General features: G+C 36.9%; 14 protein-coding genes and 2 tRNA genes. 12 read left to right on the forward strand and 4 right to left on the reverse strand.

From position 1 onward, the window contains the following. Positions 1-98 precede the first annotated feature (98 nt). Both ACJVDK_RS14405 and ACJVDK_RS14410 read left to right on the forward strand, forming a co-directional pair. A tRNA-Asp gene (locus ACJVDK_RS14405) sits at positions 99-172 on the forward strand. Positions 173-248: 76 nt separating this feature from the next. After that, positions 249-322, forward strand: a tRNA-Asp gene (locus ACJVDK_RS14410). Between the two features lie 282 nt (positions 323-604). Here ACJVDK_RS14410 and ACJVDK_RS14415 read toward each other — a convergent pair. Continuing rightward, positions 605-835 (reverse strand): hypothetical protein, encoded by a 231-nt coding sequence (locus ACJVDK_RS14415; protein WP_443937368.1) that lies wholly within the window; start codon positions 833-835, stop codon positions 605-607. A 515-nt stretch (positions 836-1,350) separates the two neighbouring features. Between ACJVDK_RS14415 and ACJVDK_RS14420 the strand changes: the two genes are divergently transcribed. From ACJVDK_RS14420 to ACJVDK_RS14435, 4 genes are read left to right on the forward strand one after another with little or no spacing between them, the layout of a single operon-like run. Next, positions 1,351-2,463, forward strand: coding sequence for a hypothetical protein (locus tag ACJVDK_RS14420; protein ID WP_443937369.1), 1,113 nt, complete (start codon positions 1,351-1,353; stop codon positions 2,461-2,463). 4 nt (positions 2,464-2,467) lie between these two features. After that, positions 2,468-3,580 (forward strand): thiol-activated cytolysin family protein, encoded by a 1,113-nt coding sequence (locus tag ACJVDK_RS14425; protein WP_443937370.1) that lies wholly within the window; start codon positions 2,468-2,470, stop codon positions 3,578-3,580. A gap of 13 nt (positions 3,581-3,593) precedes the next feature. Then, positions 3,594-4,646 (forward strand): thiol-activated cytolysin family protein, encoded by a 1,053-nt coding sequence (locus ACJVDK_RS14430; RefSeq protein WP_443937371.1) that lies wholly within the window; start codon positions 3,594-3,596, stop codon positions 4,644-4,646. A 9-nt stretch (positions 4,647-4,655) separates the two neighbouring features. Further along, a complete protein-coding gene (locus ACJVDK_RS14435) occupies positions 4,656-6,185 on the forward strand; it encodes a thiol-activated cytolysin family protein (protein ID WP_443937372.1) in 1,530 nt (509 codons plus the stop codon). 133 nt (positions 6,186-6,318) lie between these two features. On the opposite strand, the gene ACJVDK_RS14440 is transcribed toward ACJVDK_RS14435, so the two are convergent. Together ACJVDK_RS14440 and ACJVDK_RS14445 are read right to left on the reverse strand one after the other, a co-directional pair. After that, positions 6,319-7,131, reverse strand: a complete 813-nt coding sequence (locus ACJVDK_RS14440; RefSeq protein WP_443937373.1) for a tyrosine-protein phosphatase — start codon at positions 7,129-7,131, stop codon at positions 6,319-6,321. 50 nt (positions 7,132-7,181) lie between these two features. Beyond that, complete coding sequence (locus ACJVDK_RS14445) at positions 7,182-10,040, reverse strand: TonB-dependent receptor (protein WP_443937374.1); 2,859 nt, start codon at positions 10,038-10,040, stop codon at positions 7,182-7,184. 257 nt (positions 10,041-10,297) lie between these two features. Here ACJVDK_RS14445 and ACJVDK_RS14450 point away from each other — a divergent pair, with 257 nt between their 5' ends. Then, a complete protein-coding gene (locus ACJVDK_RS14450) occupies positions 10,298-11,518 on the forward strand; it encodes a helix-turn-helix domain-containing protein (protein WP_443937375.1) in 1,221 nt (406 codons plus the stop codon). A gap of 33 nt (positions 11,519-11,551) precedes the next feature. On the opposite strand, the gene ACJVDK_RS14455 is transcribed toward ACJVDK_RS14450, so the two are convergent. After that, entirely contained in the window at positions 11,552-15,517 is a 3,966-nt protein-coding gene (locus ACJVDK_RS14455; protein WP_443937376.1) for a hybrid sensor histidine kinase/response regulator transcription factor, read from the reverse strand. A 498-nt stretch (positions 15,518-16,015) separates the two neighbouring features. On the opposite strand from ACJVDK_RS14455, the gene ACJVDK_RS14460 reads away from it, so the two are divergent. From ACJVDK_RS14460 to ACJVDK_RS14480, 5 genes are all read left to right on the forward strand, one after another. After that, positions 16,016-19,132 (forward strand): SusC/RagA family TonB-linked outer membrane protein, encoded by a 3,117-nt coding sequence (locus tag ACJVDK_RS14460; protein ID WP_443937377.1) that lies wholly within the window; start codon positions 16,016-16,018, stop codon positions 19,130-19,132. Positions 19,133-19,151: 19 nt separating this feature from the next. Further along, positions 19,152-21,047 carry a RagB/SusD family nutrient uptake outer membrane protein gene (locus tag ACJVDK_RS14465; protein WP_443937378.1) on the forward strand — a complete coding sequence of 632 codons (1,896 nt, stop codon included), beginning with the start codon at positions 19,152-19,154 and terminating at the stop codon, positions 21,045-21,047. Positions 21,048-21,097: 50 nt separating this feature from the next. Beyond that, complete coding sequence (locus ACJVDK_RS14470; RefSeq protein ID WP_443937379.1) at positions 21,098-22,018, forward strand: DUF5017 domain-containing protein; 921 nt, start codon at positions 21,098-21,100, stop codon at positions 22,016-22,018. 90 nt (positions 22,019-22,108) lie between these two features. Beyond that, on the forward strand, positions 22,109-23,299 hold the full coding sequence (locus ACJVDK_RS14475) for a glycoside hydrolase family 88 protein (protein ID WP_443937380.1): 1,191 nt from the start codon (positions 22,109-22,111) through the stop codon (positions 23,297-23,299). Between the two features lie 420 nt (positions 23,300-23,719). Further along, entirely contained in the window at positions 23,720-25,321 is a 1,602-nt protein-coding gene (locus ACJVDK_RS14480; RefSeq protein WP_443937381.1) for a tetratricopeptide repeat protein, read from the forward strand. The last annotated feature ends 264 nt before the right edge of the window (positions 25,322-25,585 follow it).

Below are 25,585 nucleotides of genomic sequence, written 5' to 3' on the forward strand. Positions count from 1 at the left end.
CAATTATTTTAAAATAAATGTTGCAAATAAGGATATTGTGCCTATATTTGCAACCTCGAAAGGGATAAGCGATTTAACCCTGAGGAAATAATAGAAACGGAGTGGTAGTTCAGCTGGTTAGAATGCCTGCCTGTCACGCAGGAGGTCGCGGGTTCGAGTCCCGTCCATTCCGCAAAAAGCCTTAACTTAATTAGTTAGGGCTTTTCTATACTTGACATATACAGGTAGCAATACCTAAAAATTTTAACGGAGTGGTAGTTCAGCTGGTTAGAATGCCTGCCTGTCACGCAGGAGGTCGCGGGTTCGAGTCCCGTCCATTCCGCAAGAAAAAGCCTTAACTTGGAAAAAGTTAAGGCTTTTTTGTTTTCCCGAAAATCCGAAGTATTATTTTGTACGGCTTATGGTATAAGGTTTGGCCTTCTGTTTGGGAAATTGGTTCTGCCTGGTAGATATTTTTACCAACTTGCTTAAAACTTATATGGTAATCGGGTGCTAAACCGGTTATTGTTGCAATTGGTTTGCCGTTGATATGATAATAAACTGCATGAAACCGACACTTAATAGTATTTAATCATGTGCTTTATGCAGATTGAAAAAAGCGCGATTACAGGTTATTAACCTCAAAGCCTCTGTAGCTAAGCATTTCTGCCGAATGAAAAACAACAAGCTTTAGGTTTAAATGATTGATAATTGCTTTCGCTTGCTGAATAGTGCTGTGTAAATTATTAATACCTCTAATTTCAATGCCTTTTGTCATAACTTTGAATTTGCTTGGTTCAAATTTGTTGATGAATTTCTGCAAATCTGAACTTATGTTTAAACGCGTGTTTTCCATTTCGAACTATATATTTTATTTAGCACAAAACAATATAAATAGTTTTAACTCATTGTGTAGTTTATGTTATGTTCTAAACAATTGTTGAGAATGTACGCTTCTTTAGAAAATAATCTTAGACTCATCTAAATATTTGTGCCCCCTTAATTCCAGTTGCTTAACTTCTTCTTCGTACTAATACTTATGCGCTAGAATAAATAGTTCTCAATTCGAAAGGAATAGCCCAAGATAAAATTTTTGTTGTGGTTGTTTTGATAATTTGCTTATAAATAATCTTCGAATTTAACGCTGCGTTTAAGGATTTGTTCGCCTACTAAAATAACAATTTTTAGACTTTTCTTAATATCTGCTACAGCCTAGTTCGCTTCTAATTAAAGGAAAAGTGTAGAATAGTTTAAGTTTTTGTTAAAATATTTATCGATTTGCTTAATGGTTCGTTTGTGTTTTTTGTAGTATAATTGAGTATGTTTAAATCTACTGAATGGAATATGATTTGTTTACATGGTAATATAAAAATGAAGTGCTTCTGCTTTTGTCTTTTCTTGGGTGTGTCATTTTTGTCCTGCAAGAAAAGTGAGCCTGCGATTACCAAGAATGAACCAACTGTTGCCCAAAAAAAGGATTACAGTGATTTTGGCTTTGATGAAATGGCAGCGAGATCGGGCTACTATATAAAGGACACTATTTGGACTGATGGGGAAATTAAAGGATTTTCGTTAAGTAGAAATTTGGAATCCCCATTTTTGTACCCGTTTGATAATAATAATAATGGTTTATACTTAGGTCTAGCAGTGGATGGAGAGTATTTTAAGGAAAGTAATGGCCAGTTTAAGGAGTACTTAAAGTTTTCAAAAAGCAACGATGGTTATGTTAGGGCAGATGCGTACTATGTTAATTTACCGAGGGATAGAAGAAATGTTAAAATAAACGAACTCAATGACGTAGATAGTCTGGTAAAGGATTACCTGTTAGGGCAAAAACCAAGTGTATATGGCTTTTCACGGTATTTGTACCATTCCTTTTCATCGTATAACCAATTACGATTATTTTTTGGAGAAAACATAGATATTCGGAAGCTCTTCAATGTCGACAAAGGTGAAAGTCTTTCTAAAGATGAAAATGGGTTGGTTTGTTATAATGTAAAGGAAACTATTGGGTTGAAATTTATGTTAGATAATAGACCTTTTTTCACTTCCCCCTTTAGTCTTGATGAATTAAAAAGGGATGAGGCAAGCTATATCAGTAAAGTAACCTACGGAAAGGTAAGTATAATGACCATTCGTTCTACATTAGAATGGAGAGCACTAAGAGCGATTGTTGAAAAGGTTTCAGTAGGACAAGCTCTTTCAAGTATTGAACTAGACACATTGAAAACCGCAAAAGCATATACCTGCCTGATAGGCTATAGTTTAGCAGATCAAGAAAAAATGAAAAGGGCCGATGGTGTTTTTGAAATTGTAAAGACATTTTTATCTATTACGAATGTGCCAACGGCTTCAAATAAATTTGATGGCGGCACATTTAGTTATGGGGATTATGGCGTACCTCTTTTCTTTGAAGTGAATAGCGCTTATTCTAGTAGCAAATTTCTAAAGAATTTTACTTATTCAAAAACCATAAAATTTTAACAAGATGAGAAGAACTATCGTATTACCACTATTGTTTATTTCCTTTCTTTTTGCTTGTAAAAAGGAAGGGAAAAATTCTTTACAGGAAGAAAAACAGACAGATTTATTAAGTGTTTTTAAAGATAAAATGACAGCTCCAAAACCTGTCGTAAATTTAAGTAGTCAATCAACAAATTCAAAAGGATTAATTGCTGCTAGAAAGATTAGTAGTACAGTGACAGACGTTACAACTTGGGCTAATAATCAAGGGAAAACGCTTACGGTTGAATCTGACGATATCCTTATTTCCAATGAAAATTATGATTTTGCTTATCCAGGCGCAATATTTGATAGTAAAGAAATAGTCAATGACTATGTATTTGTCCCCTTTGGTGATAGAGATTATGACGTGCTTCCAATAAGAGCAAGTTTATCTATTCCTGGAACTAATGTTGGCGATAAAATTGAATATCCTAGTCTTGACGCTACTCGCAATTTTGTAGGGCAGATAGTGGCGAGACAGGGTAATGTTCCTCAGATTAATAGTTTTTCGTATACTTCAAGTCAATTTACAGATTACAATGAGCTTAAGTATACCTTTGGAGCAAATGTAAATGTCGGTGTTTCTGGAGATGGGACTAAAATCAAAAAGAGGACTGGTGTTATAGCTAAATTTACTCAAGAGAATTTTACAGTAGATATGTCATTACCCAAAAGAACGGAACTAATTAGTATTTCTGATGCAAAATTATTGATGGTTGATTATGCTCCGGTTTATGTGAATTCGGTAACTTATGGAAGATCTGGAGTTTATATTGCTGAAACGGATGCTTCTTACGAAGATTTTAATCTTGCCTTTAAAGCGGGACTAAATATTGGGGTTGTGAAATCTGATGTCAATCTTACCCTTGCCCAGAAGCAACTATTGGATAAAGCGCAAATAACCATCTATATGAAGTTCGGGCCAGGAAAAGCATTTACGAAAACTGTTAATAGCTACGAGGATTTTAAAAATGCTATGATTGAGGGGGCTGACGTAGCAAGTGATAGCTATGGAGGGCCTATTTCTTTTAGAATGAGGAATTTAAGCAATTTTTCGCTATTCAAAACGGTATTTAAAATCGATTTGAGAAATTAATCAGACTCATTTTATGAAAGCTATCTTTTTTAAGTCAACAAAAATGTTGTGGCATACTGCTTTTTGTTTTCTACTTCTCCAATGTACTTTTTTTAGTAGTTGTCGAAAACAGGAAATAAGTCCTACGTCTTTAAATGAGAGGAATAAAATCCTTTCAAAGAATGTAGCGAAGAAAGTGCTTTATAACCTACCTGTAGAATCGTCTAGCTTCACTGTAATGGATGATAATGCTGAGGCTGTGTATCTTGGAAGCATTTTATCTGGCAAGCAACTGGTAGATTTGTCGGAATTCAATCCTATTGTGAATTATCAAAAATTACCGATAAGGATTAGTTGCTCATTTCCGGGAAGTAATGTTGGAGGAATAATATCTGTACCCAGAATGTCTTCATATTGGCAAACAATACAAGATATCTTGAGGAAGAATAATTTTTCAGGCACCCAAATTGGATCATTTACATATAATTATAGACCTTTTGGTGATTATGATGAAATAAGAAAAGAGTTTGGAACTAATTTAAGTGTAAGACGATTATTCTCATCATCATCTTCAAGTTTGACCAGTTCAGTAACAACAATTAAGAGAAAATTTGGCTTTGTGGTTAGTTTCGAAGTAGAAAATTTTACAGCTGATATTTCTCTGCCAAGAAGAAGTGAATTGGTAAATGATGCAGATTTTGCAAGTCTTAGTACTTCAGTAGAGAATCCTGTCTACATAAGTTCCATTTCATATGGCCAAAAAGGAATTATAGGTGTTGAAACCGATGTAAGTATAGAAGAAACAAATAGGGCATTTAGTAAGGTTACCAATAAAATATTCAAGAAAACCACTGAGTTAATTACTGAAAATGAGAAAAAACTTATAAGTCAGTCTTCAGTTTATCTTTTTTTGGTTGGGGGAGCAAATTCTGGTAGAGCTATGGTTATTAATGATTATACGTCATTTATTACGTATGTTACATCTTTAGGTGATTTCTCTGCTAGTAATCCGGGTTATCCTATAAGCTTTAGGATGCGCAAATTAAAAGATAATACTTTATTCAAACTCGGCATACAAATGCCATAATAGCTTTTTATGAGAACGTATTTTTTTTGTTTTTTGTTTTTTACAATTGCTATGAGTAGTTGTTCAAAAAAGGATTATATGATTCCGAGTGGCATTGACAAAGTAAATGTATTAAGTCCGCCAAAAATGAGTGCTATAAAAATAGATCGAGCAACAATTTCTGCTTTTAATAGTTCCGTGACCATTGGAGAGCTGTTTAATAGCAAAAAACTTAATATAAATGGAATTATGTCTGGAGGTAATGGCCCGAAACTTATTGGTGCTGTATATGTGAACCCAGGGGAGTTTTGGACTGGAAATCAGGTTGGAATCACCTATAAAGGTTATGCAGACGAATTTACAATGCTTCCTGAGTGGTTTGGACAGTTGGATAATTTTTATTTAGGATCACTTATTAAAGGAAACACCATATCTTCTCTTGAAATGATACCATTGTCAGAAAGGCTTGGTGAATATGCATCAAAGCCAATAAGTGTGTCTATATCTCTTCCATTGAAAACGGTTTCTGGAGTTTATAATCCTACAGAACTTAGGTCTTCGGAATTTTATGGTAGATTATTGCAAGCCAACGGTATGCAAGACATACAGCGATCTGCTTTTAGTTTCAATCTACAAGAATTTACATATTACGATGAACTGAAAACAGTTTTCGGGTCTAATGTAAAGGTTAATACTCTTTTTTTTAGTTCCGGTTCAACCTCTGTAAACGGGGCTTTAAAGATTTCAAAATCTACAGGCCTCATTGCCAAGTTTACACAGAAAAATTTTTCACTTAATATGGATGTTCCTATACAAGGAGAGCTTTATGATAATTTAAATATTGCTGCACTTGCTGGTCAATGGCCTGCCTATATTAGTTCCGTCGCTTATGGATCAACAGGGGTTCTAGTAATAGAAAGCGACGAGGATAAAGAAACAGTCAATAGTGCCTATACGAAGGCTTTTTCTGTATTGGGGGGATTGGCTACAGGAGGTACGACTCTTACCGAATTTGAGAAGGGAGTAATAGGTAAATCTACAATGAAAGTGTATTTTGTTGGTCCAAGCGGGGCTGAAGCAGTTAAGAGCATTTTTTCATTTGATGAATTGGCTGGATATATTAATAGGGGAGCAAGCTTTTCCCCCCAGTCCCCAGGTGTTCCGATTTCTTTCAAGATGAAGTCGCTTCCAGATCATAAAACCTTAAAAAATAATTTTGTGATTGATATGCCAATAAAACCCTTTTATATAAAGGCCGAGTTTATAGCAAAAGAACCGCGCCCAGCTAGTTGTCCTTGTCACAATCTTAATTTAACTTTTTACGCAGATGAAAGGGGGAGTATTCCAATTAAAATTTCAAAAGAGGTGCCAATTTCTGTCAATACTAAATTTTTAAAAATGATTAGAGAAGGATCTCCGAGAGAGGGATTTACCACAAGGCCTGTATTTGGTCCTGAATCTCATTTCGTTTCTGGCCTTCAGGACAATATTACAATAAATGGAGTCTTCTTAATTGGTAACCATGTTGAGCCAAATGAAAACTACTCGATTTTGAAATAAGAAATGTAGCAGGTTTGGATCAAGTAGACTAATAGGTTGTTATTATCAGATTTCCTTATCGAATGAAAAATAGAAAGCCCCCAAGCATTCTAATTTTGGGGGCTTATGAGCACTATTTGTGTTTTCAAACAACCTACTTCGTATACCTCGCTCTCAATTCAGCAATTTCTTTCGGTCCCACCGCCAATTCTTGTTGCAAGAAATTTTCGATGCTTCCGTATTGTGCTTTTAACAGGGCGAAAAAATCGCGTAGCAACTCAGGTTTTAACGACATTTCTTTTTCTACCGCTTCTGGAGTCATGCCACTCATTTTAGCAAGAGGCGCTAACATTCCTTTATTTGCTTCTTTTAAGTACACGTTTGATGCTACGTAATCCGCTTCGATGGTTTCTTGAGGTACGTTTAAAGTATACAAAAATAAAGCAGTTGCCATACCTGTACGATCTCTACCACCTGTGCAGTGGTACAATACCGCTTCTTTTTTATCAACGGTTAATAATTTCATGAATAAAGGACGGAAACGGTCGCCGGCATATTTAGCGCCATCGCTACCATAAAATTTTTGCAAGAAACCACCTTCTTTTAAAAGAGCAACCATTTTTGCAGCATCGGGTAATTTATCACTTCCGGCAGGACTCAAGGTATAATTTGTGTTTGCAGGTAAGCGATCCGGCGCAGCAGCAGCTTCGGCAGCACCTCTAAAATCAACCACCGTGTGGATTCCTTTTTTATCTAAAAGTGCAACATCGGCATCCGTTAGTTTATTAATCGCTGCACTGCGGTAAACTTTACCCCAAACCACTTCTTTTCCATCCGTTGTTTTGTATCCGCCCACATCGCGAAAGTTTGCTGCGGTAACGTGTACCAATCTTTTTGTGCTATCGGCTAATTGTGCTTTTGTTGCCATTGGGGCAATGCATACCATTGCAATAAGTAATTTTTTCATGTGTTCTTTTTTTTGTGATATGAAATTGAGAAGGTTGTTTAGAGCGTTTTTTATTTTAAGATATCGAAACGGATACCCACTTGACCGCGACTTCCATAAGATTCGTTTGAAGTAGTACGACGTTCATCGCCCATGTACATTTTCACCGGAGAGTTGCTTAAGTTATTCAACTCAACAAATGCTTTTAATCGTTTTGTAATGCCAACCGTTGCAGAAGCATCGATGGTAAAGTTTGCATCCGACCAGATGTAGAAATCAGGGCCTAATTGTTGGTTAATGGTTTCAACCGATTTACCGCGATAATTACCAGCCAAACGAATCATTACACCATTACGTTCGTAGAATAAGATCGAGTTGAACATGTGTTTCGATTGATTTGGTAAACCACTTTTATCCATTAATTGTGTACCAGTTCTCGGAACTTCGGTTGATGAATTAATGAAAGTATAGTTAAACTCGATTCCAAAACCACTCCAAAAGCCTTTTAGGAAATCGAAACGTTTGTTAATGCCAGCCTCAAAACCATATAAAGTAGCATTGTTTAGGTTCTTTGCTTGTGTAACTAAGTAATCGGTACCGCCAATGTTTTGCATGTTCACATCAGTAAATACCAGGTCTTTAATGTTTTTATAAAAGACACCTCCTGATAAAATACCTACGTTATCGAAATAGTATTCTCCCATTAAATCGTAGTTATCACTGAATGTTGGTTTTAAATCGGGATTACCTTGCGTAATAGTCATTGGTGCACTGGTGGTATTGGTTGATCCTCCAGGGGTCATATCACCAAAGTTCGGACGAACAAATGAGCGGGTATAAGCAGCACGAACATTCGCTTTTTCGTTCAATTTATATTTTAAGTGTAACATGGGTAAAAAAGCATTGTAATCGTTTTCGACTACGGATGGGCTAAGCGTTGTTACCGAACCTGCAGTTGAGGCTTTCATTCCGTACAAAGTCATGTCGGTATATTCATTGCGAATACCGGCAACTACTTTTAAACGTTCAGTTGCGTCAATTTCGGCCATGGCATAGCCGGCTGTTACGTTTTCTTTACCGGTATAAAAAGCGGTTGCATTCGATGCCGAGGTAAAGTTTCTGATGCCATTGGCCGTTTGGAATTCAGGCGTAAACATATCGAACAACTGCTCTTTTGTTAAGGGATTAACAATGTATTGATCGTAGTTGCCATTTAAATTGCCGAAAAATGCTGTTCCATTTGGAAAAGGAGTGGTTTCTAACGATGATAGTGTGCGCAAAGCAGGTGAGTTTGGTATACCAACCGCCGCTCCTGGAAGATAAACCAAGTTAGAGCCAAATGCACTTTCTCTTTGTTTGTGACGGTATTTACCACCAAATTTAAAATGTACTTTAGATGATGCGTCTACTTTTAAATTCAATTGACCAATTTGATCGCGCTCACTATTGTCTAGTTGAGCAATTACCAATTGCGATAACAATAGCTTAGTTGGATCCATCACTTCTGCAGTATTCACAATTCCCGATTGGAAATCTTCTGCAGAACCTCCTACACCGTTTGGAGAGTCGAAATCCCAATAGCGTTTTCCATCACTCGATAGGTTATTAAATCCGCTGTTAATTTTTTGACGGAAAGTAGCAATAGGTAAACCTTTACCATCGCTGGTTGGAGGTGTTTCTAAGAAATATTTAGATTTATAGTTGCTATAGCCGTAATCGATTTTAACTTTCGAACCCAATTGGTTTTCGCCACCCACTTCAAATCCGTTTAAAGTTGTTTGGTAGTGTGAGTAACGGTAGTTGTATTGGAAACGGGTGTTGGTATAATCGATGTACGATTCATAAACCGGACGGATATCGTCAAATTTATTCATCATCCCTCTGAAGTAAATTTTGTGCAAAGGAGCAATTTTATATTCGGCACCTACGTTGATACCTTTTGTATCGCGTTCACCTAAATAGCGTTTAAATAAAACGGTGTTGATGGAGTTTTTTTGTTGTACATTGGCTAATCCAGTGTTGTAGGTAGTTGCCATCTCGTCTGAACCCCATTGTCTGCTCCAGATTGCTCCAGAAACCATGATGCCTAATTTATCGTTAAAAAAACGATCGCCATATGCTAATGAACCATTATACGTTCCGTTTTTACTGAATGTATTGTATCCACCAGCGGCACTTACGTTTAACATTTGTTTGGCAGGAGCCGTGCGTGTAATGAAATTGATTGAACCCCCAATTGCGTCACCTTCCATATCTGGAGTAATGGCTTTTGCTACTTGAACGTATTGAATCATTTCGGAAGGAACCACATCTAACACCGAAGAACGGTTACCCATTACATTTGAACTTGGTAAACGGTTATTGTTAAACAACGTAGAAGTCCAAGCAAAAGGGGTACCCCTTACAGTTGCCTGATCGGCCTCGCCATGGTAACGTGCAACCGCAACACCTTGCATACGCTGTACTGCTTCTGCCGCATTACGATCTGGTAATTTACCAATTGCATCGGCTGCCATAACATCCATAATGGCATTTGAATTTTTTTTAATGCTGTAGGCTTTGGCTTGCGTTGGCGCCATTGTACCTTTAATCATTACGTCGTTAAGGGTACTTTTGCTAGCCGGAGCCATTTTTACTAAGCCTAAATCGTTCAATCCTTTGTTAATTCTTAAGGAGATTGATTTTTTTTCGTAGCCCATGTAACTCACTTCGATGGTTACTAATCCTGTATCAGGAGCGATTAACACAAAAGCACCTTGTAAATCGCTTGATGTTACTCTTTTAAAGGTCTTACCAGTAACGGTAGCGCCAGGAAGTGTTCCTGCATCGCTTACTACAGTTCCGCGTATGGTCTGACTGAACACCGATAGCGAAGTACCGATAACCAGTATGGCAACAATAAACAGTTTCTTTAGCGTCTGCTTATACATTGTCTTTGAGAATAAAGTAAAATTTTTAAACATGGTGATTGAATAATTTGCTACAAAGGTATTTTGGTAAACAAGGCCAATCGACCGTCTCGAACAACAGGTACTTTAGCGCCTGCATTTTTGTTTAGTTGACACTTCCTTTTGTTGATTATCAGTGATTTATATTTTTATAATATGTGAATGAAACTATTTTTTTCATGTGTAATTAACATTGAATTAACCTGTTAGCGCTATTTTTGAGCTTCAAGGAAGCATACATGAAGTACATTATTTCTATTGGGATATTTCAAGCGATTGTGGCGGCTACAGTATTGTGGCGCAGTGGGCGACGCAATCGTGCAGATGATCTTTTGATTATGCTTTTGGTTTGCATTGGTGTACATCTTTCTATCAAGTTTTTTATTTACAACGTAGTTACCGATTCTGAGGTGGTAAAAATGTTAAACACATTCATAAAATTTGGTTACATGCCCTTGCTATACCTATACACGGTAAAAATTATTCGCCCCGATTTTATTCCCGCTTCGCGTTGGTATGTATTTATCCCGTTTTTAATTGGTGCAGTTGGGTATTTTACTGTCATCAGTGTACTTAGCGTAAACCCCGAAGCCGGACATAGCTTACTAAATAAATACAACGCCATTAGCTTATGGTCATTAATTGCGTTAGATATTGTTTTTTGCTTGATAACACTTTATTTGTCGCTTAAAAAAATAGCAAAGCCCTCTGCCGAGCGAAGATTAATCGTTCAAATTTCTAGCATATCCCTGGTGATTTGTGGGTTATGTATTTTTTGTGCAATATTCCCTACGGTTTTTCTGCATGGCGGCAACATTGCGCGGAGCTTTGTGTACGCACTTTTGGTACTAACTAGCATACTAATTTTGATGTATCGGTACGCAGGCTTACTTACTTTGGCAAAGGAGAAGAGTACACCAGCTTTAGCGGTGGCGAATCCGCCGGGTTTGATGTATGATTCGGCTATGGATGTTTCGGAAGCGTTAAAAATAAGCTCGAGCCCATCTTTAATGGAAGAAAAATTGCAGGACGATGAAGAAGTTTTTTCTGAAGAGCGATTTTCTTTTGATCGAAGAAAGGAAAATTTATCTGCAGAAGAAATGCTTCGGATTGTATTAAAACTGGAAACAGCTATGAAGCTGGAAAAATACTATACCGATAGCGAGCTTACTTTGGATAAATTAGCAACGTTGGTGAGTCAAAATAAATACCACATAAGCGAAACCTTAAATCAATTTTTAGGAAAACCTTTTTATACGTTTGTGAACGAATACCGCATCAACCATGTGAAAAGTCGTTTGGATACGCTTTCGAAAAAGGATATTGAGGTAAATATGCTTCATTTGGCTTACGACGCAGGCTTTAATTCTAAATCGTCCTTTAATAGGCATTTTAAAGAGATGGTTGGACAAACGCCGAGCACCTATTTCAAAGAAATTTCTAAAGTTGAAGCGGTTTAAGAGCTAGATTGGCAGAGGCCACTGCGCACAAACCTACTTGTTTTCTTTTTGCTGTTTTATAAACTCGCTCGGACTTAGATTAAATTGTTTTTTAAATTCAATGCTAAAGTATTTTCTGTCGTTAAAGCCAACACTATAGGCTACTTCAGAAATATTTCCAATGTTTTGCTCCAATAAATAGGCCGCTTTTTTTAACCGAATGGATTTAATGAAATCGTTAACCGATAAATCGGTCAAAGCGCGCATTTTTTTATAGAGCACAGATTGACTCATTCCAAGTTTTGAGGCGAGTGCTGGAACACCAAAATCCGGAGCAACCATATTTTCTTCAATCAGTTGAATAATTTTAGTTAAAAAATCCTGTTCATGTTTATTGATAAATATATCCTTTGGCTCTAATTTGGTTATTTCGGCGTATTTCTTTTTAATGGTTTCACGTGCTTGTAGTAGATTTTGAATGTTTAGCAACAATATTTTTAAGTTAAAGGGCTTCATAATGTAAGCATCTGCTCCATTTTCTAATCCGCTTATCTGATGAATGTATGTTGAGCGTGCCGTTAATAAAATAACTGAAATGTGGTTGGTTCTTACATCCGTTTTTATATTTCTGCACAGTTCAAGACCATCCATTTTTGGCATCATTACATCGCTTATAATTAAATCGGGAATGAGTTCAGTAGCCGTTTCCCATCCTTGTTCGCCATTTTCGCAGTCGTAAACGGTATACAGTTCACTTAGCGAAATTTTAATGAAATTTCTAAGCTCAACGTTGTCTTCAACTAGTAAAATGGTGAAATTTTTATTTTCAATAGCATGCATTGATGAGGTTGTTGCTGGTGTAATTTTTACCTGTGTTTCTAGTTGATTATGTTTTTCAGATACATCTAAATAAGTAACATCGTCGGTTAATTCGTTGATATTGAAGTGTTTGTTGCCCTTTTTTAGTGAAACAGTGAAACAAGTATAACCAGGGTTTTCAGCTGTTTCACTATCACTTTCTAGTTCAATATGGCCATGATGAAGCAATACAATGTTCTTAGAAAGGGATAAACCTAAACCCGTTCCAATAGTAACATCCGAGTCTACTTGATAGAAGTTTTGAAATAAATTTGCCTGCATTTCCTTCGGGATTCCTTTTCCGCTATCCGAAATTTTGACAAATACGTGGTTTTCATCCTCTATAATTTTAAGAGCTATTTTTCCCTTGGCTCGACAAAATTTAAAAGCATTGGAAAGTAAGTTGAATAGTACTTTTTCCATTTGTAATTTATCAAAGTATAGATCGATACGTTGCTTTTCGCTTTCAAATAAGTACGTAATGTTTTGGGTAATTGCACTGTTTTCAAATGCAATGAAAATTTCATGGCAAAAATGAACAAAGTCGCCTTTACTGACTTTTAGTTTTAGTTTACCGCTCTCCGATTTACGAAAATCGAGCAATTCGGTTACTAAGGTCATTAATCTTTGCGCATTATGCTGAATAGGAAGTAAATCGCGATGAAGCGCAGGACTGTGATATGTTTTATCGATTAATTTTTCGAGAGGTGCAATAATTAAGGTTAAAGGGGTTCTGATTTCGTGCGATATATTGGTAAAGAACTGAAGCTTTTGCTCGTTGATTTCCTTTTCTTTCGTTAATACAGCTTTAATTAGCAAGTAACGAACAACAATTATAAGAATTGCTGCTATAATGGATAAATATAATAAGTAGGCCCACCATGTTAAATAAAAAGGTGGGAGAACCTTTATCGCAAGTTCTGTGGGATGTTTAGACCAAACCCCATCATTATTACTGCCTTTTACTAGCAAGGTATATTTTCCGGGAGATAAGTTGGTGTAGCTGGCAGAGGGTATACTTACATAATTCCAGTTTTTTTCGAATCCAACTAATTTATAGGCATATAGATTTTTGTTTGCCTTTAAAAAGTTTAAAACAGTAAAATCGACAGAGAAAACTTTTTGATTGGAGGTAAAAGTGATGCTTTTGATTACACTTATGTTGCTATCCAAAAGATGGTTAGAAGCATGTAAATCGATCGTTTTGTTAAAGAGCTTTAGGTCTGTAAATTGAGCGTTATTTATGATTTTGTTCTCTTTGATGGCATTCGGGAAAAAACTAATCAAACCGCTTAAGCTTCCAAAGAAAAATTCTCCTCTGCTATCTTTTAATATCGAATTATAATTAAACTCGTTACCTACAAGGCCATCCTTCGTATTGTAAATATTGAAAGATTTGTTGATGGGATTGTATTTGCACAATCCATTATCTGTACTTATCCAAAGGTGATGCTGATCGTCTTCAATAATCCCAGTGACATTGTTGCTGGGGAGGCCAGAAATTTTACTATAGCACCTGCTATCCTCATCTAATCTAAATAATCCATTTTTGAATGTGCCAAGCCAGATGTATCCCAAATGGTCTTCATATACACAAGTAACGGAACTGTATGATAGTTTTTTTAAATCATCAGTTTTTCGCGCCACAAATTTGCTCGAACCTTCTTTTAATTGATATAGACCCGAGTTGGAAGCAATCCAAATGGTGTGTTTGCTATCTTCATAAATAAATCGGATGACAGTTTTAGGAACTTCAATTTGATTGTGAACAAATTTTCCAGTTTCTGGGTAAAAACGGTCTAAACCAATGCTTGTACCTACCCAAAATCGCCCATTACTATCTTCATACATTGATGTTATTTCATTGCCGTTAATGGAGGATAGGTCGTTTTTATCGTTCTGAAACCGGGTAAAGGTTTTCTTATTAGGATTTAACCGGTTGAGCCCCCCCAAGTGTGTTCCAACCCAGATATTGTTTTTTTTATCTTTTATAATTGCTTTTATGAGGTCGGCACTTATACTACTAGGGTTATTGGGGTTGTGTTTGTAATGCGTAAATAAATGACGGGTTCGGTCGAAATAGTTTAAACCTTCTCCCTCTGTGCCTACCCATAAATTGCCTTGAACATCTTCTGTAAGAGAATTGATTACTCTTCCACTTAAACCCGTGTGATCTTTTGCGCTTGTGTAGGTGTGAAATGGCGTATAATTAGGATAAACCATATTAATCCCGCCATAATAGGTGCCCACCCAAATGATTCCTTGCTGGTCTTGAAAAATCGTATAAACAGAATTTTGGCTTAAACTTTCCGCATTGTTTGGTTCATTTTGAAGGGTGGTGAATGTTTTTGTTGCATAGTGATAGATGTTAATACCATGTAAGGAACCAATCCAAATATTTCCCTGTAGGTCTACTAGTATTTTTCGAATGTTATTGCTGTTTATTCCGTTTTTATGAAGAGTGTTATAGCTATAGGAAGTTATTTTTTTAGTTCCATTCTGAAGCTTAAATAGTCCGGTTTGTTTGGTTCCAAACCAGATGTTATTTTCCCTGTCTTCTGCAAAACAAGAAATGTAATTGTCGTTAACTTTATTTATCAGATTACTAACGACTTTAAAATACCTGCAATATGGATAGCCATTTTTAAATTTTAGAGTCATTAAACCTTTAGACGTGCTAAGCCAAAGGGTTTCGTTGTGATCCTCAAAAATGGCATAAATTTGCAGCGATAAGTTTTTTGACGAAAAAAAGCGTTTGAATCGATATCCTTTTCCTGAAAGGAGCAGGTTGAGGCCATTTTTGGTGCCTACCCAGAGACGATCTTTTTTATCGTGATAAATACAGTTTATCTTGGAATCGCTCAGGCTTTTGTCATCTGCCGGATCATGGGTGATTCGTTCGAAGTTATCTTGAGCTTCATTATATTTATTTAATCCAGAACGTGTTCCAATCCAAACCGATCCATCTTTTGACGTGGATATCATGGATAAATACTCTGAATGGCTCAGGCTATTCTCATTATCAGGCTCATTTTTATAAATTTTAAAGTTTCGTGAATCATATTTGTTAAGGCCATATCGAGTGCCGAACCAAATGTATCCTTTTGCGTCTTGTGCAATGGCGAGAACAGAACTCTGTGAAAGTCCATTTTCTATATTCAAGTGTTTAAATGCAACCTGGTTTTGCGCACGGCTAATAAAACCAAAAAAAAGAAAAAGGAATGCGTATATCAACCTCATAAAAGGAGAAAAGTATAATTTTTCTAAAATGAAACAAGCATAGATTCTCATTTAATAGGTTGATTTGGAGTTTTAAAGAAGTTTTACGTTTAAACGAAAATAGAGAATAAAAGCGCTTAAAAAGAATTTTACCCCTAATTAGCGAGGATTTTACCCCTTCTAGAACGCTTTAAAGCCACAATTTTGAACTAACCAAGTATAATAATCTTTATCAAAGAAATTCTTTGAATGCGGCGGCCTTGCGTCGTAAATCTTTTGTGTGTGCGTGGTGTATTTTTTAGAATGAGTGAATTAACCAATTATAATCATTAAGAATAAAAAATGGATAAACTTTACAAACAACTCAAAATTCGAGAAAAAATGAATTACCGTTTTTTTAGGCTCGAAAAAATGTTTTTACTCCTTACTTTTTTGAGTTTTATGGCTATATCCGCATTTGGCCAAGCCATCAAAATTTCAGGAACTGTAAAAGATGATACAAACGTCGGAATTCCAGGTGTTTCGGTCTCCATTAAAGGAAGTAAAACGGTTAGCCAAACAGATGAGAACGGAAAATTCAGCATTCAAGCAAGTGCAACCGACCAATTGGTGTTTAATTATGTTGGTTATATGTCGCAAACGGTAACTGTAGGGACAAAAACAGTAATTTCTGTGGTTTTAAAATCAGCAGTTACAGGATTAAATGATGTAGTGGTAATTGGATATGGAACGGCTAAACGCGCCGATTTAACGGGCTCAGTAGGTTCGGTGAATATGAAAGATTTTGAAAAAGCGCCTGTTTCATCATTCGATCAAGCTTTAGCAGGTCGTGTTTCAGGTGTTCAGGTTCAAAGCAGCGATGGACAGCCGGGGGCAACCGCAAACATCGTTATTCGTGGTGCCGGATCAATATCGCAAGATAATTCTCCGCTTTATGTAATTGATGGATTCCCTTCTGAAGATGCCAATGCCAATAGCGTGAGTCCCTCGGATATTGAATCGATAGACATTCTAAAAGATGCGTCGGCAACGGCAATTTATGGTGCACGCGGTGCGAATGGGGTGGTAGTTATTACCACGAAACGCGGAAAAAATGGAAAACCCAAGCTCACCTATAATGCGTATTATGGAGTGCAGGAAATCCCTCAAAAGGTTGATTTAATGGATTCGTACGAATTTGTGCGATACGTTAAGGATTTAAATTCTGCTTTAGCCGACTCGGTTTATTTAAAAAATGGCATCACTTTAGAATCGTATAAAAATGCTGAAACGTTTGATATGCAAGATTATGTATATCAAACAGGGCAAAATCAAAATCACGACCTTGCCTTAAGAGGAGGAACAGATAAAACTCAATATTCAATTTCGGCAAATTATAACAACCAAAAAGGGATTATTAAGTACGGTGGGTTTAAACGTATTCAAGGTCGATTGGTGCTCGATCAACAAGTGAACAATAAGCTTAAAGTGGGGATAAACGCCAATTACGCCTATACCAATCAGTTTGGAACACCGATTTCGGCAACTAACTTTTATGCTTCAGCTACCTTACTCTATTCTGTTTGGGGTACAAGACCCACTAATGGGCAGTCGAACATCGGAGCAGGTTTCGACCCTGTAAGTGATTTATATGATCCGGTTAGTGATGGTTTAGCATTTAATCAAGATTATCGTGTAAATCCCTTGGTGAATCTTGAGAATCAAGTAACCATTAACAAAACGAATAGCTTGGTAGCCAACGCGTATGCGCAATATGAGTTCACAAAAAAATTAAAGCTTCGTATTGCTGGTGGTGTTACGAATACTATGCGAGAAAGAAATATTTTCAATAATTCGAATACACAGTCTGGAAGTAAATGGAACGCCTCGGGACCTAATGGTACAATAGCTTTTACGCCTGTGAACAATTGGTTGTCTGATAACACATTAACCTATACAACTAAAATAGGAAAGGACCATAATTTTTCAATGTTGGTAAACTATTCGGCGCAAGAAAATAACAGCTCTAATCGTTCTTTTTATGCAAATCAACTCCCAAATCAAGAGCTAGGGCTCGATGGACTTGATTTGGCTGCTCCCGAAAATACTTCATTAACTTCTTCGAGCTCAACTTGGACCATGCAGTCAGTGCTTTCGAGAATTAACTACGATTATAAATCGAAATATTTGTTCACCGCTTCATTCAGAGCCGATGGTTCTTCGAAATTCCCAAAAAATGGTAAATGGGGATATTTTCCTTCAATTTCAGGAGCATGGAGAATTAGCAGCGAAGAGTTTTTGAAAAATACAAAGTGGCTTTCGAATGCAAAATTACGTGTGGGATACGGACAAACAGGAAACAATAGAGTGGGTGATTTTTCTTATTTACGCCAAATAAACTTAACCAATAATAACTATTGGTATTCATATAACAACTTGCCGGCGCAAATTGGATCAACTGTTACATCTATCGGAAATGATAATTTAAAGTGGGAAGTTAGTGAGCAAACGAATATTGGGTTAGATTTAGGGTTGCTAAAAGATCGAATTTCTTTGACTGTTGATTTGTATCGTAAAACGACCAAAGATTTATTGTTAGCAGCAGCTTTGCCGTATGCCTTGGGTATTCAAAGTAACAGCGGATTTAAGAATATTGGTAGTTTACAAAATCAAGGGCTTGAAATATCTCTTGATACTCGAAATATCGAAGGAAAGGACTTCAATTGGTCGAGTAATTTTAACATCAGTTTTAATCAAAATAAGATCTTGTCTTTAACAGACAATCAATCATATATTTTGTCGGGTTCGGGAACCTTTTTTAACACCACTTATTCTTCATTATCGCCGTATATCTCAGTGGTTGGTAACCCTTTAGGTCAAATGTATGGGCTAATTTCTGACGGTGTTTATCAGTTCAGCGATTTCGACTTAATGCCCAATAATACCTATTTGCTAAAGCCTAATGTTACAGCTAGTTTGCAGGCGCGTAATGCGGTTAGGCCAGGGGATGCTAAATACAAAGACTTAAATGGCGATGGCATCATTAATTCAAGCGATTACACCATTATTGGAAATGGTTTGCCAAAATATACAGGTGGGTTTTCAAATAACATTAGCTATAAAGGTTTCGATTTAAATGTTTTGCTTCAATGGTCGGTTGGAAACGATATTATAAATGCAAACCGCTATGTTTTTGAAGGAGGGCTTGTAAATAATCCAAATTTAAATCAGTTTGCAACCTATGCCGATCGATGGACACCATCAAACCCCTCAAATACGTATTACCGCGCAGGTGGTTTAGGAGGAGCAGCGTATTCCAGTAGAGTTGTAGAAGACGGCTCATATTTGAAACTTAGAACGATTTCATTGGGATACACTTTATCAAGTAAAACACTACAAAAGTTGAAAATGTCGACACTTCGATTTAATGTATCGGCACAGAATATTGCAACTATTAGTGGTTATTCAGGGATTGACCCGGAAATATCTTCACGCGATAGCAACCTTACACCAGGTTTTGATTATACCGGATATCCGCATTCATTTACGGTTGTTTTTGGTATTAACGCAGGTTTTTAATAGTTAAGATTAAAATATTATGAAATTAAAATACATCTTTTTATTCGGAATAATGATTGGGTTTTCGTCTTGTAAAAAGTTTCTTGATACTGAACCCAGCGATTTTTTTACCCCCGTTAATTATTATACAACAGCCGATCAATTGCAGCAAGCATTAAATGGTGTGTATGGTAACATGATGCAAGGAAGTTTGTATGGACAAGCATTGGGGTATAATTTTGAAACCGCAGATGAGCTGCTGTCAAACAGAGGAGCGGATGGTGATACCCGTGGATACCGTTATAGCTATAATGGATCTAATTCATACGTGGGTAATATATGGCGTTTTGCTTACTTAGGGATAAATAATGCGAATGTTCTTCTTGAGAATATTAATAAACCCGTGATGGATGAAACAAAGCGAAACCGAATTAAGGGACAAGCATTGTTTTTAAGAGCGTATCTCTATTGGGTTTTAACCACACATTTTCAGAATGCACCCTTAATTCTAAAACCCGGTAGTATAAATGAGGTAAACATTGCTGCAGCAAGCCCTGCTGAGATTTATACGCAGATGGAAACAGACTTAAAAGAAGCGGAAACATTGTTGCAAGGATTTACGTCTACCAGCATAGGCTACAATGATGTGGTAACTGTAACTGCGGTTCAAGCCATGTTAGCTAGAGTTTATATTTATTGGGCAGGCTACCCTGTAAATAATACAGCTAAATATTCAGATTGTGTTACCTACTGTACGAAAGTAATGAATTCGGGCATTCATAGCTTAAATCCTGATTATAAACAGGTATTTATTAATCTGATGCAAGATGTGTATGATGTTAAAGAGAATATCCTTGAGTGGGGATCAGCAGGTGCAGCAGCAGGTGTACTTGTAAAGGCGGGTAACGATATCGGAAATTTTGTGGGGCTAAGTTCTACACGCGTAAATTTTGACATGAGCTCATACGCTTCAGCAAGTTGGATGAATGTGACCCGAAATTTGTTTGATGCTTATGAAGTTGATCCTGCAAGTACAACAACGCCTAAAACATCTTTTGATTTAAGAAGAGATTGGAATTGTGCTAATTTTAAATATACCGCAACAGCCACCACGCGTACAAAAACCACCGTTACTAATCCATGGCTAATGTCTTCAGGTAAATTTCGTCGCGAGTATTGTCCTCAAGAATGGCGTAACAATGGAACCACAGCCGGAACCTATGGTATAAACTGGCCCGTGTTGCGATATTCAGATGTATTGTTAATGTATGCCGAAGCTTCAAATCAGGTATATGGCCCTACTGCAGTACCTACGGGAGGCACACTTTCAGCATACGATGCGATAAATCTAGTTCGTAAAAGAGGTTATGGAATATTGAATGGAAATGTCGTTAAATCGATTGTTGTTAGTAATGGTGGTTCAGGATATACAACGGTGCCTGTAGTTACTATTGTTGGTGGCGGTGGTGCTGGAGCTACTGCGACAGCTAGAATTTCAGGTGGTAGAGTTACAGGTATTTATATTGATTCACCAGGGACAATTGCAAATGGAAGTTATTATACTGCTGTTCCAACCGTTGTAATTGCTCCTCCAAATACAACAGGCACAACGGCTACAGCAACAGCAACCATTACCACCGGAACCGAAGCCAATTTGCAAGCAGGATTGAATAAAGATGCTTTTCAACTTGCTATACGCGATGAAAGATTGCGTGAGTTTAATGCCGAAGGATTACGTAAAAATGATGTAACACGATGGGGTAATTTCTATCAAGATATGCTGAATTTCAAATCGTATTGCGAAAGTAATGGTGCGAGTGCAAGCCCCAATGGATTGATAGGTGCACAAAATGTGGCAGCACGCAACGTAGTGTTGCCAATCCCAGATTATGAACTTGGATTAAATAACCTTTTGGTGCAAAATCCAGGATGGTAGCAGAATAGCTATTTGTAAAATATGTCTCTATAAATCAATACTACAATCAAATGAAAATAAAACATATCATATTAGTATTTTTTGCGGTAATAATTTTTGGTTGCAGCAAAGAAGTCGATACACTTGATGTAGATTTCAATGTAAATCTAACCAATGCACGATCATCAGAAGGTGAAACTCTGGTGTTTAAGTTAGGCGATACGTGTAAGTTTGCTCTTTCGGGAACTGCGCAGAATGTTATTTTTTATTCTGGCCAGCCAGGTCAAAATTACGATTATCGTAACCGCAGTACAGCCGAAGGACCAATAAGTCTTTCATTTACTTCAACCGCCCAATTTGGAACGCAGACCAATACTTTGCAGGTATTAGCCATGAAAAACTTACAGGCCAGAGACTCAGCAACCGTGGTAAATGCGCCTTGGGTAGATATTACGGCCAGAGTAAACCTTGCTACAAGTGCAACGGCTGTGGCCTCTGGTGCAGTTAATTTATCGGATATTTTGACCAATAACTCTGATTCATTATTTATTGCTTTTAAATATAGTGGCCTTACAGGTTCTACCCAACGGACCTGGACCATTACCAATTTTGGCGTAGAGAAAGCTTTAACCGGTCAAGTATATTCGCTTGCATCTTTATCGTCAGATGCGAGTTATTGGACGCGCTATGGAAATGTTTGGACCCCGGCAAGTTCAAGATGGGTAGCAACAGCAACACAATTGCAAATTGTAGGTGGAGCTGCTAATTTACCAAGCAATACCTCGTGGATTGTAAGTAAAGCTATTTATGCAAATAGAGTTGCTCCAGATTTGGCAATGGTTTTGAAGAGCGTAGCCAGCGCTTTCCCTACAAATCATGCACCTATATATAATGCAGTAGGGACTTATCGTGCAGTTTTTGTTGGTTTTAACAATAGCGTGGATGAGCAGAAAGAAGTGGTTAAATCGTTTACTATTAAAGTTATTCCCTAAGGTTAAACACGAATAAATTTATGATGCATACGACTCGCTCAGTGCAGTTAATTAAAGCTTATTGAGCGGGTCTTTTTAAATAAAAAATACATGAAGATAAAAAGAAATATTTTTCTTGCGGTGCTATTTAGCATTACCAGTTGTTTGACTTTTGCGCAGGCAAAAAAAGAGTCAATGACACAATTAATTAACAACGAATTTAAATTTGCCCTTGAGCAATATAAAGTTCTTGCTCAAAATATCCCGGCTGATAAAACTCCGCAAAGTTTTGAAAATGGAAAATCAATAAATCGCGATATTAAATGGTGGTGTAGTGGTTTTTATTCTGGCAGTTTATGGTACTTATATGAAGGAACAAAAGATGCTGCGGTTAAAAAAGCAGCAGAAGAAGCATTAAAAGTTATTGAGCCCAATCAAACCTATACAGGAAATCACGATTTAGGGTTTATGATGTTTTGTAGTTTTGGAAATGCCTACCGTTTAACGGGAACACCCGCTTACAAAACTGTTATTCAACGATCAGCCGAGTCGTTATCAACCCGTTATCGTCCAAAAATTGCTTCTATCCAGTCTTGGAATAAATCGAAATTATGGGATTGTCCAGTGATTATTGATAACATGATGAATTTGGAAATGTTAAACTGGACAAGCGACAATGGAGGTGATTCAAAATTTAAAGACATTGCTATTGCCCATGCAAACACTACGTTAAAGAATCATTTTCGCCCTGATTTTAGTTCGTACCACGTAGTGGATTATAATCTTGAAACGGGCGCAGTAAAGCGCAAAGCAACGTGGCAAGGAGCGGCAGATTGTTCTGCTTGGTCGCGTGGTCAGGGATGGGCATTGTACGGATATACGATGATGTATCGTTTTACGAAAAACAAAGCATATTTAGATCAGGCCAAAGGCATTGCGCATTTTATCTTAAACAACCCGAAATTACCAGCGGATAAAATTCCTTTCTGGGATTTCGATGCGCAGGGCGTTCCTTTTGCAAAGCGCGATGCATCTGCAGGAGCATTATATGCATCAGCTTTGTTAGAGTTGGGGCAATTTACTTCAGGCAAAGAAAAAACAGAATTTATAGCCGCAGCAGAAACCATGTTACAATCCCTAGCAAGTGATAACTACCGCGCTAAATTGGGTGAAAATGGAGGCTTCTTATTAATGCACAGTACGGGTGCATATCCGTTGAATAGTGAAATTGATGTACCCTTAGTATATGCCGATTATTATTATTTAGAGGCTTTACTTAGGTACAAAAAATGGTATTTATAATGCAGAAAAAATTTGCTTACTAAAATATACGCCCATTTTCTAGGGCGCTAAACGTATTCCTTATATCTAATCAGATGTCTGTTCTCCAGTGCGAGAGCAGACTCTTTTTTTGCTGCAAAGTTTAATTTTAAAGCACGCTTTTTTTTGTGGTTATAATCAGAAGGTTAGTGGTTTAGTTTAATCTTTTTCCCAAGGTGACTTCATTCCAAGACCCTACTTTAGCAACAGTAGAACTAGTTGGTGTGTAAATTTCTGAAAATCAAATTTTTATATGCGTAAGTAAAGTCTCTTGTATTATTCGGGTTTAACTTTAAGTTAACATAGAGTTTATTTCTTTGTCGGATAGATTTTAATCGGAATGAAAAAGCCATTGCATAATAGCGTAGGCTGCTCATAACCGTCAATGATACATTTGAATACATGAAATACGCTGGAATTATTTTAACCTTCCTCTTTTTTACCCTCCATGCATTTGCTCAAGATCAAGAATTTGAATCCTATTTAGACCGTGGATCAAAAAATCCGACAGCGTCTCTGGCGGCATTGAAGAAAATATACAATCAATCAATCGAGAAAAATGACGAGGTGCTACAAGGGAAATGTTTGCAACAAATGGGGCGTGCGTGTTATCGCCAGGGGCATTTCCGTCAATCATTAGATTTTTTTTTAAAAGCAGATCAACTGTTTAGTTCGACAAAAGAACCAGTATTATTGGCGGCTAACCTGAGCGATATTGGTGTATTGTACTATTACATAAAGCAACCCGTCAAGGCTAAAAGAAACTATGTAGCGGCTTTGGCTATCTACAAACAACAAAACGATTTAAGGGGTCAAACCATTGTTTTAGGCCAAATAGGGCAGCTTTGGGAAAAGAGCCAACAATACGATAGTGCCTTTTACTATCAAAAATTGGCCTTAAAAATTAATGAAAGAACCGGTGATAAAGCGGGTGCAGCAAAAATCTATGAAAATTTAGGGAGTATTTATGAAGATTTGGAAAAGTATGATCAGGCTTATTCAAACTTTAAGCAATCCCTTCAGTTATATCAAGAAGTAAAAGATGAGATTGGAAGTATTGAGGTAATTAATAATTTGGGCGATGTTTTGCGTAAAACGGGGCGCTATCAGGAAAGTATTTCACAAACCGAAAATGCACTGAAATTAGCCCAAAAAACAGGAAATATCTATCAGCTAACGGCATGTTGCAGGGACTTAGGGAAAGCCTATGAACTCATGAATCAGATGGATAGCGCCTATCACTATGTGAAATTAGGGTATAACTATACCATTGATTTATACTCGGAAGATGGTGCAAGGCAAGTCGCTTTTCTACAGGTATTGTTCGATATCAATAAAAAAACAGAAGAAATTAATAAGCTGCAAAGCGATAAAAAAATGAACCGAATATTGGCTATATCATCTACGCTGGTGGTATTGTTAGTGGTTATTTTGGGTTTTGTGATCTTTAGTAGGCAACGATTAAAAATTAAAGATCAGAAAATGCTGGCCAAGCAAAAAGATATTGAGCATGAGATGACCAGTTTGGAGCTGAAAAACTTGCAATTGGAAGAGCAGCATTTAAAGCAATTGCTTGAGGTAAAGAGCCGGGAGCTTTCCACACATACCTTAAACCTTATTAAACAGAATGAATTTTTAGAGCGCCTCCGCAGTTCGCTTCAAGCCATGATTAAAGAGGACAAACGCGATCAAAAGAAGCAAATGGCGCAGGTATTAGCAGAAATTAATCAGAGCTTTAGCAATGAACGTAACTGGAAAGAGTTTACCCATGCTTTCGAACAAGTGCATCATCAGTTTCTAGAAAATATTAAGAAATTCAGTCATGAACTAACCTCGGCCGATATGCGCCTGATAGCCCTTTTGAAGATGAATCTTGATTCTACCGATATATCTACATTGTTAGGGATTTCTACCGATAGTTTGCGGGTTTCGCGGTATCGATTACGAAAAAAGTTAAACTTAGCGCAGGGCGACAATCTTTCTGCCTTTATTCAGTCGCTTTAAAAACGTTACATGAAAACGAGATTGATTGACTAAATCATCTCTTTTTTAGGGCTTAACATTTTGTTAATGTAACGGTAACGGAATGATAACGGAGATTTTTGTTTTATGTAAATCGCTGTAAATGAGTTGTTTGTTTTTTTGTGTTGCTTTCTGATATATGGCCTTTGTAACGCTGTTGCCTTTATGTAACCCTCAGTATTTCACTATTTTATTTTCCGTGTACACCTTTGTCCCGTCGCAAATAAAATGACATTATCAAAAGCA

It is taken from the genome of Pedobacter paludisoli (assembly GCF_052344095.1).
Classification (GTDB): Bacteria; Bacteroidota; Bacteroidia; order Sphingobacteriales; family Sphingobacteriaceae; genus Pedobacter.

Coding starts and splice junctions, on each gene's coding strand:
- ACJVDK_RS14415 (WP_443937368.1), bottom strand. CDS start 835: ATGGAAAACACGCGTTTAAACATAAGTTCAGATTTGCAGAAATTCATC.
- ACJVDK_RS14420 (WP_443937369.1), top strand. CDS start 1,351: ATGAAGTGCTTCTGCTTTTGTCTTTTCTTGGGTGTGTCATTTTTGTCC.
- ACJVDK_RS14425 (WP_443937370.1), top strand. CDS start 2,468: ATGAGAAGAACTATCGTATTACCACTATTGTTTATTTCCTTTCTTTTT.
- ACJVDK_RS14430 (WP_443937371.1), top strand. CDS start 3,594: ATGAAAGCTATCTTTTTTAAGTCAACAAAAATGTTGTGGCATACTGCT.
- ACJVDK_RS14435 (WP_443937372.1), top strand. CDS start 4,656: ATGAGAACGTATTTTTTTTGTTTTTTGTTTTTTACAATTGCTATGAGT.
- ACJVDK_RS14440 (WP_443937373.1), bottom strand. CDS start 7,131: ATGAAAAAATTACTTATTGCAATGGTATGCATTGCCCCAATGGCAACA.
- ACJVDK_RS14445 (WP_443937374.1), bottom strand. CDS start 10,040: ATGTATAAGCAGACGCTAAAGAAACTGTTTATTGTTGCCATACTGGTT.
- ACJVDK_RS14450 (WP_443937375.1), top strand. CDS start 10,298: ATGAAGTACATTATTTCTATTGGGATATTTCAAGCGATTGTGGCGGCT.
- ACJVDK_RS14460 (WP_443937377.1), top strand. CDS start 16,016: ATGGCTATATCCGCATTTGGCCAAGCCATCAAAATTTCAGGAACTGTA.
- ACJVDK_RS14465 (WP_443937378.1), top strand. CDS start 19,152: ATGAAATTAAAATACATCTTTTTATTCGGAATAATGATTGGGTTTTCG.
- ACJVDK_RS14470 (WP_443937379.1), top strand. CDS start 21,098: ATGAAAATAAAACATATCATATTAGTATTTTTTGCGGTAATAATTTTT.
- ACJVDK_RS14475 (WP_443937380.1), top strand. CDS start 22,109: ATGAAGATAAAAAGAAATATTTTTCTTGCGGTGCTATTTAGCATTACC.
- ACJVDK_RS14480 (WP_443937381.1), top strand. CDS start 23,720: ATGAAATACGCTGGAATTATTTTAACCTTCCTCTTTTTTACCCTCCAT.